Genomic DNA, 14,249 nt, shown 5'->3' on the forward strand with positions numbered 1-14,249 from the left:
GTTCCCCGCCTCCGGCGCGCGCCCCGAAGCGCGCCCCCCGCCCCGCTTCAACACGAGGAGATGCGTCATGTCGTTCACCCTGCCCGAACTGCCCTACGCGTACGACGCGCTGCAGCCGTACATGTCCAAGGAGACCCTGGAGTACCACCACGACAAGCATCACCAGGCCTACGTGACCAACGGCAACAACCTGCTGAAGGGCACGGAGTTCGAGGGCAAGTCGCTCGAGGAGGTGGTGAAGGGCAGCTACGGCAAGAACCAGGCGCTCTTCAACAACGCCGGCCAGCACTACAACCACATCCACTTCTGGAAGTGGATGAAGCCGAACGGCGGCGGCTCGATCCCGGGCTCGGTGGAGAAGGCGCTGGTGGACGGCTTCGGCTCCGTGGACAAGGCCAAGGAGGAGTTCGCCCAGGCCGGCGCCACGCAGTTCGGCTCGGGCTGGGCCTGGCTCGCCGTGAAGGACGGCAAGGTCGTGGTGCAGAAGACCCCCAACGGCGAGAACCCGCTGGTGCACGGCGCCACCCCGATCCTCGGCGTCGACGTGTGGGAGCACTCCTACTACATCGACTACCGCAACCGCCGCCCCGACTACCTGAAGGCCTTCGTCGACAACCTGGTGAACTGGGAATACGTCGAGGAGCTCTACCAGGCGGCGATCAAGTAAGCCGGCCGAAGAAGACATGCGAACGGGGCCGAAAGGCCCCGTTTTTCGTTGGCCGGCGGGGCGCCACAGCGTCGCGCGCCTTGCCCCTGGGTCCCCTTCCAGGCGCTTCGCGCCGCCGGGGATGACGGCGGAGGGCTCATCCGTCCTTGCGGGCGCAGCGACAATCCAGGGAAAAGGCTCGAGTCCAACCGCCCGGGCGTGTGGCTCTGGATTGCTTCGTCGCTCCGCTCCTCGCAAGGACGGGGGAGGCGCACCACCGCCACCGCCGCACTGCGGCCACCACCCTCCCCTCCAGGGGAAAGCCCCTCCGCTATCCTCACGCCCGCGAGACTGCGTCCAGGAAGCGGTCGACGGTGTCGTGGAGGCGCTTGGACTGCTCGGCGACGTCCATGGCGGACTGGTTGACCTGGGCCGCGGACTGGTCCGTCTCGCCCACCACGGCGTCCAGCTCCTTCATGTCGGCGGCGGCGCTTTCCGTGCCCTGGGCGGCGCGGGCGACGCCCGAGGCGATCTGGGTGGTCGCGGCGGACTGCTGCTCCACCGCATGCGCGATGCCTCCGGTGAAGCCCTCGACCTCATGCATGAGCTGGGAGATCGCCTCGATGGCGTCCACGGCGGAGGCGGTGGCGCCCTGGATGGCGCTCACCTGCTCGGCGATGCGCTCCGTAGCGCGGGCGGTCTGGCCGGCGAGGTTCTTCACCTCGGAGGCCACCACCGCGAAGCCCTTGCCGGATTCGCCAGCGCGGGCGGCCTCGATGGTGGCGTTGAGGGCCAGGAGGTTGGTCTGCGCCGCGATGGCCTGGATGAGGCTCACGACCTCGCCGATGTCCTGCGCCTTGCCGGCGAGGCTCTGCACGGTGGAGGTGGTGGCGCGGGTGGTGCTGGCGGCGTCGACGACGACCTGGCGGGCTTTGGTCACCTGCTGCTCGATCTGCGTGATGGCGCTGCTGAGCTCGTTGGAGGCGCGGGTGACGTGGCGCACGCTCTCGAAGGCGTCGCGGCTCGCCTTGGCGGCCGTCTTGGCTCGCTTGGCCGATTCGGCTGCGATGCCCGTCATGGTGCGGGCCGCGAAGGTCATCTGCTCCGAGTTGGCGGACACGCTCGACAGCGCCTCACGCACCCGGGAGCGGAACTCGGTGACCAGCGCGTCGATGCGCTGCTGGCGCGAATGCTGGCTGACGCGGTCGGCCTCGCTGCGCTGCTGCAGGGAGGACCGCTCGATGAGCTTGTCGCGGAACACCTGCACGGCGCGGGCCATGGACCCGATGTCGTCGCCGCGGTCGGCCCCGGGCGCCTCAATGTTCAGGTCGCCGGCGGCGAGGCGGTGGGTCACGTCAGCCAGGGCGCGCAGGGGCCCGGTGAGCTGGCGAACGCAGAGCAGGAGCGCCAGGGCGAGGATCACGGCCGCGAGCGCGCCCACGCCGATCGCCACCCACACGAGGAGCGCCGTCATGTGCTCGACGCGCTGGGTGGAGAACTGCACCACCAGCATGGCCTTGGCCTGCGGGCGGAAGGCGCCGAGGTGGGCGCCGACGAGCAGCCCGCCCGATCCTTCCAGGCGCAGGTCGCGGCCGCCCGCTACATCGCGCACGGCTTCCCGGACAGCCTCTTCCGACCAGACGGCGGGGAACCGGTTGGAAGACGCCCGGGCGAGCACGGCGCCGCTGGAGTCGACCAGGGCGGCCTCGATCACGTCCGGATCGCTCAGCACGCCTTCCATCGCTCCGCCGGCGCGCTCGCCCCGGGCGACGAATTCGGCCAGGGCGGGCGCCGCGGCCAGGACGATGGACGACGTCTTCACCGAGAAACCGCCATGGATGGCGTTGCGCCCCAGGACGCCCGCGCCCACCACGCACACGGCGATGATCAGCGCGCCGACGGCTGCGATCACGGCGATCACCAGCCGATTGAAGTTCCGTCGCTCACGGTGTTGCACGGATGATTTTCTCGCCGTCCGAAATCGTCTGGCGACGATAATTTAACGCCGTAAAAGTCAGGTTAAACTATGCCCTCGGAAATCGAGCATTGATCAGAGATCGATGTGAGGCGGACCAACTCGACGCGCGATTCTTCAATGGCGTGAATGGACTTATCGCTTGCAAAGAATTGATGCTCGATGAGCCGGCAATCGGTGACAGGATCCAGGCGGGCCAGCTCGGCGTCGGGATAGCCGGGATGGCACATGACAAGGTGCGCGGGGCCGGGAGCGACCAGGAAGCGGCGGAAATCGTCCGCATAGTCCCGCGCCGGATCGAAGGGGCTCACGCCGGCGAAGCCCTCGTTCCGGGGAATGCCGGCGCGGTCGAGGGCGCGCCGCCACCCGGCGGAGAGCGCAGCGATCACGGCCGCCTTCGCAGGCGCCACGCCCCTCGCCACGATCGCGCCGGGCGTGTCGAACGGGTCGCGAAGGAAGGGCGGCGCCTGCCCGCCCCACCGCAAGGCCACCGCCTCCAAAAGGGCGGCGCGGACCCCGGGCAGCACATGGGCGTGCTGGTGACCGTCGATATAGTCCGGCAGGCGGCCGTAGGCCTCGGCGAAGGCGTCGACCTGGCGCAGGACCTCGGCCAGGACCTCGCCGCGCGGCAGCCGGCCCGCGAAGGCGAGTCGCGCCAACGGGTTGAAGCCGGGCATTGAACCACTGCGGCAAAGAACCGGCATGGGCCCGAGCGGCTCGCCCAGGGTGAGGTTGAGGTGCAGGCCCATGTCGAGCCGGCCCTCGTGCTCGCGCAAGGCCTGGGCGCCCTCGGGCCAGTAAGGCCGGTTGGTCATGGCCCCGGTCCCGGACAGCCGGCCAAGCTCCGCCAACTCCAGGATCGAACGGCTGACGCCGGCGGTCAGGGCGTAGTCATCCGCCACGAGGGCGAAGCGGGAGGGCCGGGCGGCGGCGCGATACGACATGGGGGTGATGTAGCACCGGAACGCGGGCGCGTCCCTGCGACCGTCGTCGCGGGCTCCAGGCCCGGCGCCGTCAGTGGGCCGGCCGCTTCGCCAACGCGAGCCCGAGGCCGAGCGCGATCATGCCGGCGCCCGAGGCCTCGCGCAGCCTGCGGACCAGGGCGGGCCGGGCGGCGGCGCCGTTCCGGATTCCGCTCGCCCCGAAGGCGACCACGATGTCGGCCAGGGTGTTGAGCGCCACCGACACGAAGCCCAGGACAACGAATTGCAAGGCGACCGGGCCTGCGGCGGGATCGACGAACTGCGGCACGAAGGCCAGGAAGAAGGCCGCCGTCTTCGGGTTCAGCGCCTCGACCAGCACGCCTTCCCGGAACGCCCGCCGCGCCCCGACCGGCGGCGCCGCGAGCCCGGCCTCGAGCGACGCGGCGTCCTTGCGGGCCGACAGGATGGTGCGCGCCCCGATCCAGACCAGATAGGCCGCGCCGATCAGCTTCAGCGCGGTGACAAGCTCCGCGCTTGCGAGCACCACGGCGGAGACGCCGAGCGCGCCCGCGACCACGTGGACCATTCCGCCCAGGCCCGTGCCGCAGCTGGACGCCACGCCTTCCGCGCGCCCGCCGGCCAGCGCGCGCGCCGCGACATAGAAGACGCCAGGGCCGGGCGTGATGGCGAGCAGCAGGGCCGCGGCGACGAACAAGGCGAATTGGGTCAGTTCAGGCATGGTCCTCCTTGTAGAGCACGGCCGGCCCCTCGCCTAGCGCGGCGCGCCCGCTTCCCCCAGCGGCGCAGCCCTGGGACTGTCCCGTTTCAGGGTCGCCCGCTCGGCCTTGTAGGCCTGAAGGAGGCCCAGGTGCCGGTTGAGGTCATAGGTCCAGTGCCCCGCCCGGCCCAGCGCCCGCTCCGCACGGAGGGCCTTGGCGAGCAGCAGCACGATGGCTTGCGTGCGCGCCGGCTCCCCTGCAGGCAGTCGGCCGAGGCCGAGCGGCACCAGCCGCCACAGCATGCGCTCCCGCTCGTAATGCAGCCTGGAGGACGGGGCGAAAGCCCGGATCGCGCGTCGGGCGCGGGCCGGAAAAGAGCGCGTGGCGATCGCCTGCTGAAATCCATTCATCATTAAATTCCTTCCTGAACCCAACTCCCTGCCCTGCTTGCCAGGGCCTCTGCCAAAATATATGAATAAAAGCCTTGTTCAAGCGAATTGGAGAGACACAATGCCCAAGACGGCTTCCGCCATGAAAAGGGCCCGGCGGCCGGCGCAGAGCGCCGCCGCGGCGCCGGGGGCGCTGCCGCCCGTTCTCGCGCGCCAGCTCCGGGCGCTCAGGGCCGGACCGGTCGCAGTCGGTCCCGACGCTCCGGAAGCCGTGAGACACGCGGCGGCGCTTCTGGTCCGCATGGACCTCGCCGCCTGGGAGGCCGCGACGGGCCGGCTCGCCCTGACGGAGGCCGGCCGAGCCCGCCTCCGCCGGGAGGACGCCGCGCCGGACCAGGCCTGGCTCGCCCAGCACAAGCCGCTGGGCCGCGCCCAGCTCGATCGCGAAGGCGAATCCCGGGCCGTCACGGTGGACGAAGCCGAGAGCCCGCTCGCCTGGCTGCGCCGCCGCGCGGGCAAGGACGGCCGGCCGTTCCTGGGCGACGCGCAGTTCCAGGCCGGCGAGCGGTTCCGGGTGGACCTCACCCTGGGCATGGTGCTTCCGAGCGTCACGGCGAGCTGGAGCCCTGCCCCGCGCGGCGGTCGTCGGGGCGGCGGCGTGGAGCACGTCACCGACATGGCGCTCGCCGCCCGCCAGCGCTGCGACGCCGCCGCCCGCGCTCTCGGCGCCGAGTTGGCCGGCCTGCTGGTCGACGTCTGCGGCTTCCTCAAGGGGCTGGAGCAGGTGGAGCGGGAACGGGGCTGGCCGGCGCGCTCGGCCAAGGTCGTCCTGCGCATCGCCCTCGACCGCCTGGCCGCCCACTACGGCCTGGCGCGCGAAGCCGTGGGCCCCGACCGCTCGCCCATGCGCATGTGGGGCGCCCCGGACTACCGGCCGACCATGGACGGGTAAGCGGAGCGCCTTTGCGGTCGAGGATCCCCGGGGACCATAGCCTGCCTGCCCTAGCCGCCGTCATCCCCGGCCGGAGCGGCGAAGCCACGGAGCGGAACGGGATCCAGACGGTCGGGGCGCTCCCCTGGATCCCCTTCCCGGCGCTTCGCGCCGCCGGGGATGACAGGGGCGGACGAGCAGGGCGCGCCTCCGCAGCCTGGAGCGCGGCGCGTCTTTTCTGGCCGTCATCCCCGGGCTCGTCCCGGGCCGTTATCCCCGGGCTTGTCCCGGGGCCGTCATCCCCGGGCTCGTCCAGGGGATCCACGCCCTGCCCGACCCCGTGGATGGCCGGGACGAGCCCGACCATGACGGCCATTTCGTCATTGCGAGCGAAGCGAAGCAATCCAGGGGACGGGGCGCAAAACGGCCGGTCCTGAACGCGCGCGGTCGCTGGATTGCTGCGTCGCTGCGCTCCTCGCAAGGACGGCGGGTGGCCTTCGCTGCGAAAACCTCTCCGCCGTCATCCCCGGCCGGAGCGGCGAAGCGGCGGAGGGGAAGGGGATCCAGGGCCGCACGCGCAAATCTCGAGGCTTTCGGACCGAAGCGCCTCGCGCCTGCCCGGTTGGCGCCCGCAGGTCTCACCCAGCCTCCTGGATCCCTTCCCCGCGCTTTACGCCGCCGGGGATGACAGGGGTAGACGAGCGGGGCGCGCCTCCGCAGCCTGGGGCGCGGCGCGTCTTTCCTGGCCGTCATCCCCGGGCTCGTCCCGGGCCGTCATCCCCGGGCTTGTCCCGGGGATCCACGCCCTGCCCGACCCCGTGGATGGCCGGGACGAGCCCGGCCATGACGGCCATTTCGTCATTGCGAGCGAAGCGAAGCAATCCAGGGTGGCGCTCGGAGGCTCTGGATGGCTTCGAGCCGAGGGGCCTACGCGGCCTGGAGGGCTGCGCGGGCGTCGGCCTTGATGCGCTCCACCATGGAGCGCACGCCGTTGGAGCGCTGGGGGGTCAGGTGGGAGGCCAGGCCCAGCCGGTCGAAGATCGGCTGAGGGTCCGTTTCCAGGATCCGACCCGCGGGCTGGTCGGAGAAGATGGCGAGCGCCAGGGCCACCAGGCCGCGGACGATGTGGGCGTCGCTGTCGCCGACGAGATGCAGCACCGGCTCCGGGCCGCTGCGGTCCACCGAGCTCTCCAGCCACACCTGGCTGGCGCAGCCGCGCACCTTGTTGGCGTCCGTGTGCGCCTCATCCGGCATGGGGGCCAGCGTGCGGCCGAGCTCGATGAGATACCGGTAGCGGTCGTCCCAGTCGTCCAGGAGCTCGAAGGTGTCGATGATCTCGTCGAGTTTCGCGTTCATGTCGCCTGCCCGTGTCGCCCGTCCATATAGGGCGTGACGGGCCCGCGCGACAGCGCCGAAGCGCGACTGGCGCTCAGTCCTTCGCCTTCCTGCCAGCGGCGGCCGCGCGCTGGACGGCGCCGGTGGCCGCCGGGGGGGACGCGGCCGCCTCCTGCGCCGGGGCGGGCCGGCGCTCCTCGGCGCCGTCCGGAGCCGCCGGGAGGCCAAGCAGGGAGCACGCCGCCTTGTCCTTGAGGCAGAGCTCGACGGCGGCGCTCACCGCGCGCGAGGCGTGGCTGGCGACCGCCGTGCGGGCCTGCTGGGCGAGGTCCGCTCCGGACGTGTCCGCGTCGCGCAGCGGCGAGAGCGCGTACACGATCCCCACCGCGATGACCGTCCTCAGCACGAATCCCATGGTCGTCACCCGCGTGGCGAAAGCTCCCGGCGCACCCTCGCGCGGGCGCCTTAAGGTTCCGTCAAGGCGGGTCCGGGGCGGGAAAGGTCCCGTTCATCATGTCGGCAGGAAGCCGCCCGAAAGCGCTTTTCCGTGGCGGCGGGGCCCCGCTTCGCCGGTCCGCTTCATGTTCGTTTAAGGGCCCCGGGGCCATTCTCCGCCTGTCTTTGGGACACGAGCGCGGGGTCCGCGCGGTGACGAGTTGAGTATGCGGCGGCCCATCGCACTATTGGCAAGACAGCTTGGCGACCTGGTTCACGCCAGCGCCGACGCGGACGCCCTGGCCCGCCCGAGGCACGCCTGGTTCATCGGCTCGCGCCTGGCGCTCGGCGCCCTCGCGCTCGCGGCCATCCCCGTGATGCTGGCCGCTGGCGGCGTGCCCGCGCCCGCCATCCTGCTCGTGGTCGGGTGCGTGTTGCAGGCGGTCACGGCCGTGTTCGCGTCGCGCACGGGCCGCCTCCACGACGCGCACGCCGCGTCCATCCTGTCCGCCTGCGCGGCGCTCGCGCTCTATGCATCCGTGTCCGAGGGCCTGGGCTCGCCCGCGCTGGCCGGGCTCGCGCTCGTCGTGCTCGAGGCGCCCCTGGTCGGGCGCATCCGCGAGCTGCGCTTCGCGGCCGCGCTGGCGATGGGCGCGCTGGCGCTCGTGGCCGGGGCCGGCGCCGGGGCGGCGGACGCCCGCGACCTCATGGGCGCGTTCGGCGTGCACAGCTCCGTGCTCGCGTTTTCGCTCGGGATCGCGCTCCTGACCCAGCGCGAGATGCGGGCCCGCGCCCTGCGCGAGCGCCGCCTGACCGCGCACAACCGCCTGCTCGTGGACGGGTTCGGGGACCTGGTCACGCGCCATGACGCGCAGGGGAGCGTGTTCTACGCGGGCCCGGCCGCCGGCTCGGTCCTGGGCGTGGCCCCGGGCGCGCTCACCGGGCGCGGGCTGTTCGAGCGCGTGCACGTGGCCGACCGCCCGCTGTACCTGATGGCGCTCGCGGACGCGGGCGCGGGCAGCGCCCTCTCCCGCGCGCAGGTGCGCGTGCGCAAGGGCGAGCTCGACCCCGCGGAGCGCGCCAGCGCGCCCGTCTACGCCTGGATTGAGGTGCGCGCGCGCCGGATCGAGGGCGACGCGGAGGCGGGCGAGGACGCGGAAATCGTGTGCGTCATGCGCGACGTGAGCACGCAGCGCCAGCACGAGGCCGAGATCGACACCGCGCGCGCGGCGGCCGAGGCCGCGGCCGCGCTTAAGGACCGCTTCCTGGCGACCGTGAGCCACGAGCTGCGCACGCCGCTGAACGCGATCATCGGCTTCTCCGAGATGCTCGCGGACGAGAAGCTGGTGCCGTCGGGCGACGCCCGCCAGCGCGACTACGCGCGCATCATCCATGTCTCCGGCGAGCACCTGCTCGAGGTGGTCAACACGCTCCTCGACATGTCCAAGATCGACGCCGGCACGCTGACGCTCCAGCCGGAGCCCTTCGACGTCGCCCGCCTGGCGGATGCGGCGGTGGAGATGCTGCGGCTCAAGGCCGAGCAGAGCCAGATCGACCTGTCCGCCGCCATCCAGCCCGGGTTGCCGGAGCTCGTCGCCGACCGGCGCGCCTGCAAGCAGATCCTGATCAACCTTCTGTCCAACGCCATCAAGTTCACGCCCCGCGGCGGACGCGTGCGCCTTGACGTGCGCCGCGAAGGCGACATCCTCGTGATGGCGGTGGAGGACACCGGCATCGGCATCGCGGCGGAAGACCTGCCGCGCCTGGGCGAGCCCTTCTTCCAGGCGCGCGGCAGCTACGACCGGCCCTACGAGGGCACCGGCCTCGGCCTGTCGGTGGTGCGCGGGCTCGTGGGCCTCCACGCCGGCGCGGTGCAGGTAGAGAGCGTTCTCGGCAAGGGAACCCGGTTCTCCGTCCGGCTCGGGTTCGACTGCCGGGTCAAGCCGGCGCCGGTTCACGGCGGGCTCCGCGAGGTGCTGGCCGAGGGCTCGCGCGACCGCGCCACGGCCGCCTCCATGGTCACCAGCAGCAAATTGTCAGTTTTAAGCGATACGGTGAAGAAAAGTGCCTGAAGTCCTCGCCCGCACCGACCACGACTTCGTGCTCAGCCAGGAGCGCAGGCCCCGCAAGGCGTCAGCCCGGAGCCGCCGCAAGCCGGCGCGAGCGGCCTGGCTCACCGCCCTGTTCCGCAATCCGGGAACGACCATCGTGGGCGCGGCGAGCGCGGCCATCGCGGTCGGCGTGGTGGTGAACGCCCTGGCGCTGCAGAGCGCGCCCCATCCCGCGCCGTTCTTCGGCCGCGCGGGCGGCGAGGTGGTCAAGCTTTCGGGCTTCCCCGCGGTGCTGCCGCCGACTCGCCCGACCGATCTCGGGCCGGCCACGACCGCCTCGGTGACGCCGGCTGAACCCACGAAGGCCGCGGCGCGGGCGGCCTCGCCCGCCCAACCCATCCCGCAGCCGATCCCGCGCGGCGACGTCATCGGCGACATGCTGCGCGGCGGCGCCCCCGCCGCGGCGGAGATCAGCAAACCGGTCCTGAACGCCCAGAAGGCGCTGAACAAGCTCGGCTACGGCCCGGTGAAGATCGACGGCGTCTTCGGCTCGGGCACCAGGCAGGCGCTCGAGCGCTTCGAGCGCGACCACAAGCTTCCCGCCACGGGCGAACTCGGCGCACGCACCGCCCGGGAGCTGGCGTCCGCCTCCGGGATCCCGCTCGACTGAGCGCGCCATGCGGCTGCGCTCGGACATCTTCGTTTCCGCCTTTATCCGCCGCTGCGGCGTGGAGGGCGTTCCCGCCATGCTGCGCAAGCGCGGCGCGGCGGAGGCGGGCGCGATCTTCGTGAAGATCGACCTCCTCGACGGCCGCTGCGCGCTCTACGGCCCGGCGCCCCAGACGGCGTTCGGCGAGGACGACCTCGAGCGCCGTTTCGTCCGGTTGCACGCCGACGCAACGATCGACATCCCCGCCGCCGAGGATCGCCTCGCCCGCGAAATGCGCTTCGACCCCGACTTGTGGATCGTGGAAGTCGAGGACCGCACAGGCGCGCATCGCCTCGACGTCGTCGAGGGGTGAGGTTTCCGCGGGCTCGTCCTTGCGGCTGTATCGTCGGGTCAAACCAGCCGCATCCTCTGGGCCGTCATCCCCGGGCTTGACCCGGGGATCCACGCCCTGCCCGACCGCGTGGATGGCCGGGACGAGCCCGGCCATGACGGGGCTTGGTTCCGTCGTTGCGAGCGCAGCGAAGCAGTCCAGGGTGGGCGGTGAAGCGTCTACGACTCCGCCGTCCTGGCACGTTCTAAAGGCCGTCATCCCCGGGCTTGACCCGGGGATCCACGCCCTGCCCGACCGCGTGCATGGCCGGGACGAGCCCGGCCATGACGGGGCTTGGTTCCGTCTTTGCGAGCGCAGCGAAGCAATCCAGGGTGGGCGGTCCGGATGGCCCCGGGCGTCCTGGCGCGCCCTCTGGGCCGTCATCCCCGGGCCTGTCCCGGGGATCTACGTCCTGCCGGACCGCGTGGATGGCCGGGACGAGCCCGGCCATGACGGGGCTTGGTTCCGTCTTTGCGAGCGCAGATCCGCTCGTCGCAAGGACGGGGAGAGGCGGGCGCCGCGAAGACGGCCCGGCCGCGCCTGGGGGGCCCGGCAACGCCGGGCGGCCCGGCAACGCCGGGCGGCCCGGNATCCGCTCGTCGCAAGGACGGGGAGAGGCGGGCGCCGCGAAGACGGCCCGGCCGCGCCTGGGGGGCCCGGCAACGCCGGGCGGCCCGGCAACGCCGGGCGGCCCGGCAGATCCTAGAGAGCCCGGCGGCGCCTGAGGGGACCGGACGAGCATCATCTTGCGCGTTGGCGCAATGTCGGCTCTTTTCTCCTGCAGAGGTGGCCTCGAAGCCCCCGCCCTGGAAGTCGCCCCCGTGTCCGAGCCTGCCCCCGAGTTGTCCGTCGTCATCCCCGTCTTCAACGAGGGCGAGAACGTCGACACGCTTGTCGAGCGCCTTGCGCCGATCCTGGACGCCGTCGCGGCCTCCTGGGAGGTCGTCTTCGTGGACGACGGCTCGCGCGACGACACGCTGGCGCGCATCCGGCGCCTGAACGAGACCGACCCGCGGCTGCGGGCGGTGTCGTTCAGCCGCAACTTCGGCAAGGAGATCGCCATCGCGGGGGGGCTCGACCATGCGCGAGGCCAGGCGACCGTGATCATGGACGCCGATCTCCAGCATCCGCCGGAGATGATCGCCACCTTCGTGGAAAAATGGCGCGAGGGCTACGCCATGGTGTACGGCCAGCGCACCGACCGTCGGGCCGACGGCCCGGTGCGGCGCTGGCTCACGCGCGCGTTCTACCGGCTTTTCGCAGCCTTCGGCGAAACGCCCCTGCCCGAGGGCGCGGGCGACTTCCGGCTGCTGGACCGCCGCGCCGTGGAGGCGCTGCGGCAGATGGGCGAGCGGGCGCGGTTCTCCAAGGGCCTCTACGCCTGGATCGGCTTCCCCTCCATCGGCGTGCCTTTCGAGGTGGCCGAGCGCGTCTCCGGGACGAGCAAGTTCAACGCCCGCAAACTGTTCCGCTTCGCCTTCGACGGCATCACGTCGTTCTCGACTTTGCCGCTGAAGCTGTGGACCTATGTGGGAGCGCTGGTCTCGGCGTTCTCCTTCGTGACGGGCCTGTGGTTCATCGTCCGCACCCTGGTGTGGGGCGTGGACGTGCCCGGCTACGCCTCCCTGATCGTGTCGGTGATGTTCCTCGCCGGCGTCCAGCTCGTGTCCCTCGGCGTCATCGGCGAGTATATCGGCCGCATCTTCGCCGAGGTGAAGCGGCGGCCGCTCTACATTGTGGGCGAGCAGGTGGGCTTCGAGGAGAACCCGCCGGTCGCCCTCCCCGCGCGCCCCTTCGGCGTGGACCGGCGCCGCGCGTGACGGCCGAGACCCATTCGGACTTGCGGCGCGAGGCCCTTTCGGCCGAAAAGCCTGCCCGCATGTACAGGAGCATTCTTTCCGTCGGCGGCTTCACCCTGCTGTCGCGCTTCACCGGCGCGCTGCGGGACGTGATCATCGCGGCCGTGATGGGCGCGGGGGTCTTCTCCGACGCCTTCTTCGTGGCCCAGCGCCTGCCGAACCACTTCCGCACCATCTTCGGCGAGGGCGCGTTCAACTCCGCCTTCGTGCCGAGCTATTCGGGCGCGCTGGAGGAGCGGGGCAAGCAAGCCGCCAGGCGGCTGGCGGGCGAAATCCTCACCCTGCTCACCCTGACGCTGCTGGCGCTCACAGTCGCCGCGTTCGTGTTCATGCCCGAGGTGGTGCGCGCGCTGGCGCCGGGCTTCAGCGATGACCCGGAGAAGTTCGCCCTGACGGTGGCGCTGACGCGAGTCACCTTCCCCTACCTGCTGCTGATCACCATCGTGACCCTGGTTTCGGCGGTGCTCAACGCCAACAACCGCTTCGCGGCGGCGGCGGGCGCGCCAATCCTGCTCAACCTCAGCGTCGTGGCGGCGCTGCTGGTGGCGTACCTGTTCCCCAACGCCGCCCATGCGGCGGCCTGGGGCGTGACCATCTCGGGCGTGCTCCAGCTGCTGCTGGTGGTGTGGGACGCGGGGCGGGCCGGGATCATGCCGGCGTTCCGGCGACCCGTGTTCGACAAGGACCTGAAGACCTTCTTCCGCACGCTCGGGCCCGCCGTGGTGGGCTCGGCGGGCGTGCAGATCGCCATGTTCGCCGACACCATCATCGCCTCGCTGCTGCCCACCGGGGCCGTGTCGGCGCTGAACTACGCGGACCGGCTCTACCAGCTGCCGGTCGGCGTGATCGGCATCGCGGCCGGCACCGTGCTGCTGCCGACCATGAGCAAGCGGCTTGCGGCCGGCGACGTCCACGGGGCGCAATCGGCGCAGAACCGCGCGGTGGCGTTCACGCTCGCGCTGTCGGCCCCGTTCCTGGTGGCGTTCCTGGCGATCCCGGACCTGGTGGTGCGCGCGGTCTACATGCGCGGGGCCTTCAACGACGCAGCCGCGCGCGAGGCCGCTGCGGCGCTGGCCGCCTATGGCATGGGCCTGCCGGCGGTGGTGCTGATCCGCTCCGCAACGGCGACCTTCTATGCGCGCAAGGACACGGCCACGCCCCTGATCGCCTCCTTCTCCGGGCTGGCGCTGAACGTGCTGCTCAAGCTGGCGCTCTACAAGCCACTGGGCGCCGCCGGCCTGGCGCTGGCGACCGGCGTGGGCGCCTGGATCAATGTGGGGCTGCTGACGTGGCTGGCTGCGCGGCGCGACCTGCTGGCGCCGGATACGGCCCTGCGGCGCACGGCGGTGGCGGTGGCGGTGTCGGCGCTGGCGCTGACCGTCGTGGCCGTGCTCGGCCGGGCGCCCTCGGCGGCGGCCGTCTCCGCTCTGCCCTCCCTGCGCAACGAGGCGCAGCTGGCCCTCCTCGGGATCGTGGGCGCGGCCGTCTACGGGGCCGCGCTGCTGGCGTTGTTCAAGGCTTTACGGGTCCCCTTCCGCCGCGCATGAGGACGCCGCCGCCGGGCTCGCAGGTCGCGAAGCCGGGCTTGGGCGCCCAGTCCAGGGTCAGGCGGGCCAGCCAGGTCCGGCACTCCATCTCGGTGAAGAAGCAGCGCTCGGCGGTGCGCGCGTCCGTGAAGATGCGGTCCGACGACGTGTTCATGGGCCGCTGCGCCGCGATGCGCCCGATCCAGAGCGCGGCGGGGCCGTAATAGGGGATCATGGCCGTGCAATTCCCACCGCTGTCGCGCTTGTAGCGCATGGCGTGCTCGGGGACTTGCTGGGCCTGGGCGGCTGTTGCCGCGACGGCGAGGAGCAAGCTCGCTGCGATGAGGCTTCGGGAAGCTGAGGCCGACGACATGGCGCCACCCTAGCCGATTCTCGCCGTCATCCCCGGCGGTCTGCGCA

14 protein-coding genes are annotated in these 14,249 nt (G+C 71.9%); 7 read left to right on the plus strand and 7 right to left on the minus strand.

Annotated features, from left to right (window positions below; all coding sequences use genetic code 11):
* The first annotated feature begins 67 nt into the window (after window positions 1-67).
* Window positions 68-667: a superoxide dismutase gene (locus SLNSH_RS13715; RefSeq protein ID WP_106337571.1), complete on the plus strand. Its 600-nt coding sequence runs from the start codon at window positions 68-70 to the stop codon at window positions 665-667.
* Between the two features lie 316 nt (window positions 668-983).
* Here SLNSH_RS13715 and SLNSH_RS13720 read toward each other — a convergent pair whose 3' ends face one another.
* The 4 genes from SLNSH_RS13720 to SLNSH_RS13735 form a co-directional block, all read right to left on the minus strand.
* Complete coding sequence (locus SLNSH_RS13720) at window positions 984-2,603, minus strand: methyl-accepting chemotaxis protein (protein ID WP_146140260.1); 1,620 nt, start codon at window positions 2,601-2,603, stop codon at window positions 984-986.
* Window positions 2,604-2,665: 62 nt separating this feature from the next.
* Window positions 2,666-3,565 carry a ChbG/HpnK family deacetylase gene (locus tag SLNSH_RS13725; protein WP_106337573.1) on the minus strand — a complete coding sequence of 300 codons (900 nt, stop codon included), beginning with the start codon at window positions 3,563-3,565 and terminating at the stop codon, window positions 2,666-2,668.
* Window positions 3,566-3,635: 70 nt separating this feature from the next.
* Entirely contained in the window at window positions 3,636-4,283 is a 648-nt protein-coding gene (locus SLNSH_RS13730; RefSeq protein WP_106337574.1) for a LysE family translocator, read from the minus strand.
* Window positions 4,284-4,316: 33 nt separating this feature from the next.
* Window positions 4,317-4,676, minus strand: a complete 360-nt coding sequence (locus SLNSH_RS13735) for a hypothetical protein (protein WP_106337575.1) — start codon at window positions 4,674-4,676, stop codon at window positions 4,317-4,319.
* Between the two features lie 97 nt (window positions 4,677-4,773).
* On the opposite strand from SLNSH_RS13735, the gene SLNSH_RS13740 reads away from it, so the two are divergent.
* A complete protein-coding gene (locus tag SLNSH_RS13740) occupies window positions 4,774-5,604 on the plus strand; it encodes a DUF6456 domain-containing protein (protein ID WP_106337576.1) in 831 nt (276 codons plus the stop codon).
* A gap of 906 nt (window positions 5,605-6,510) precedes the next feature.
* Here SLNSH_RS13740 and SLNSH_RS13750 read toward each other — a convergent pair.
* Together SLNSH_RS13750 and SLNSH_RS24895 are read right to left on the minus strand one after the other, a co-directional pair.
* Window positions 6,511-6,939, minus strand: a complete 429-nt coding sequence (locus SLNSH_RS13750) for a SufE family protein (RefSeq protein WP_106337578.1) — start codon at window positions 6,937-6,939, stop codon at window positions 6,511-6,513.
* Between the two features lie 73 nt (window positions 6,940-7,012).
* The gene (locus SLNSH_RS24895; RefSeq protein ID WP_106337579.1) at window positions 7,013-7,333 is read right to left on the minus strand and encodes a hypothetical protein; all 321 of its coding nucleotides are present in this window, start codon (window positions 7,331-7,333) and stop codon (window positions 7,013-7,015) included.
* Between the two features lie 247 nt (window positions 7,334-7,580).
* Here SLNSH_RS24895 and SLNSH_RS13760 point away from each other — a divergent pair, with 247 nt between their 5' ends.
* The 5 genes from SLNSH_RS13760 to murJ all read left to right on the plus strand — a co-directional run bounded on the left by SLNSH_RS13760 (window position 7,581) and on the right by murJ (window position 13,850).
* Window positions 7,581-9,425 carry a PAS domain-containing sensor histidine kinase gene (locus SLNSH_RS13760; protein WP_146140262.1) on the plus strand — a complete coding sequence of 615 codons (1,845 nt, stop codon included), beginning with the start codon at window positions 7,581-7,583 and terminating at the stop codon, window positions 9,423-9,425.
* Window positions 9,418-10,074: a peptidoglycan-binding domain-containing protein gene (locus tag SLNSH_RS13765; RefSeq protein WP_106337581.1), complete on the plus strand. Its 657-nt coding sequence runs from the start codon at window positions 9,418-9,420 to the stop codon at window positions 10,072-10,074. Before SLNSH_RS13760 ends, SLNSH_RS13765 begins: the two co-directional genes overlap by 8 nt.
* A gap of 7 nt (window positions 10,075-10,081) precedes the next feature.
* Window positions 10,082-10,426, plus strand: coding sequence for a DUF1491 family protein (locus SLNSH_RS13770; protein WP_106337582.1), 345 nt, complete (start codon window positions 10,082-10,084; stop codon window positions 10,424-10,426).
* A gap of 824 nt (window positions 10,427-11,250) precedes the next feature.
* On the plus strand, window positions 11,251-12,264 hold the full coding sequence (locus SLNSH_RS13775; RefSeq protein ID WP_106337592.1) for a glycosyltransferase family 2 protein: 1,014 nt from the start codon (window positions 11,251-11,253) through the stop codon (window positions 12,262-12,264).
* 59 nt (window positions 12,265-12,323) lie between these two features.
* On the plus strand, window positions 12,324-13,850 hold the full coding sequence (gene murJ, locus SLNSH_RS13780) for a murein biosynthesis integral membrane protein MurJ (RefSeq protein ID WP_106337593.1): 1,527 nt from the start codon (window positions 12,324-12,326) through the stop codon (window positions 13,848-13,850).
* On the opposite strand, the gene SLNSH_RS13785 is transcribed toward murJ, so the two are convergent.
* The gene (locus SLNSH_RS13785; RefSeq protein ID WP_146140263.1) at window positions 13,816-14,202 is read right to left on the minus strand and encodes a hypothetical protein; all 387 of its coding nucleotides are present in this window, start codon (window positions 14,200-14,202) and stop codon (window positions 13,816-13,818) included. The two genes, murJ and SLNSH_RS13785, sit on opposite strands and share 35 nt — an antisense overlap.
* Window positions 14,203-14,249 lie beyond the last annotated feature (47 nt).

The sequence above is a fragment of the Alsobacter soli genome, assembly GCF_003004785.1.
Lineage (GTDB): Bacteria > Pseudomonadota > Alphaproteobacteria > Rhizobiales > Beijerinckiaceae > Alsobacter > Alsobacter soli.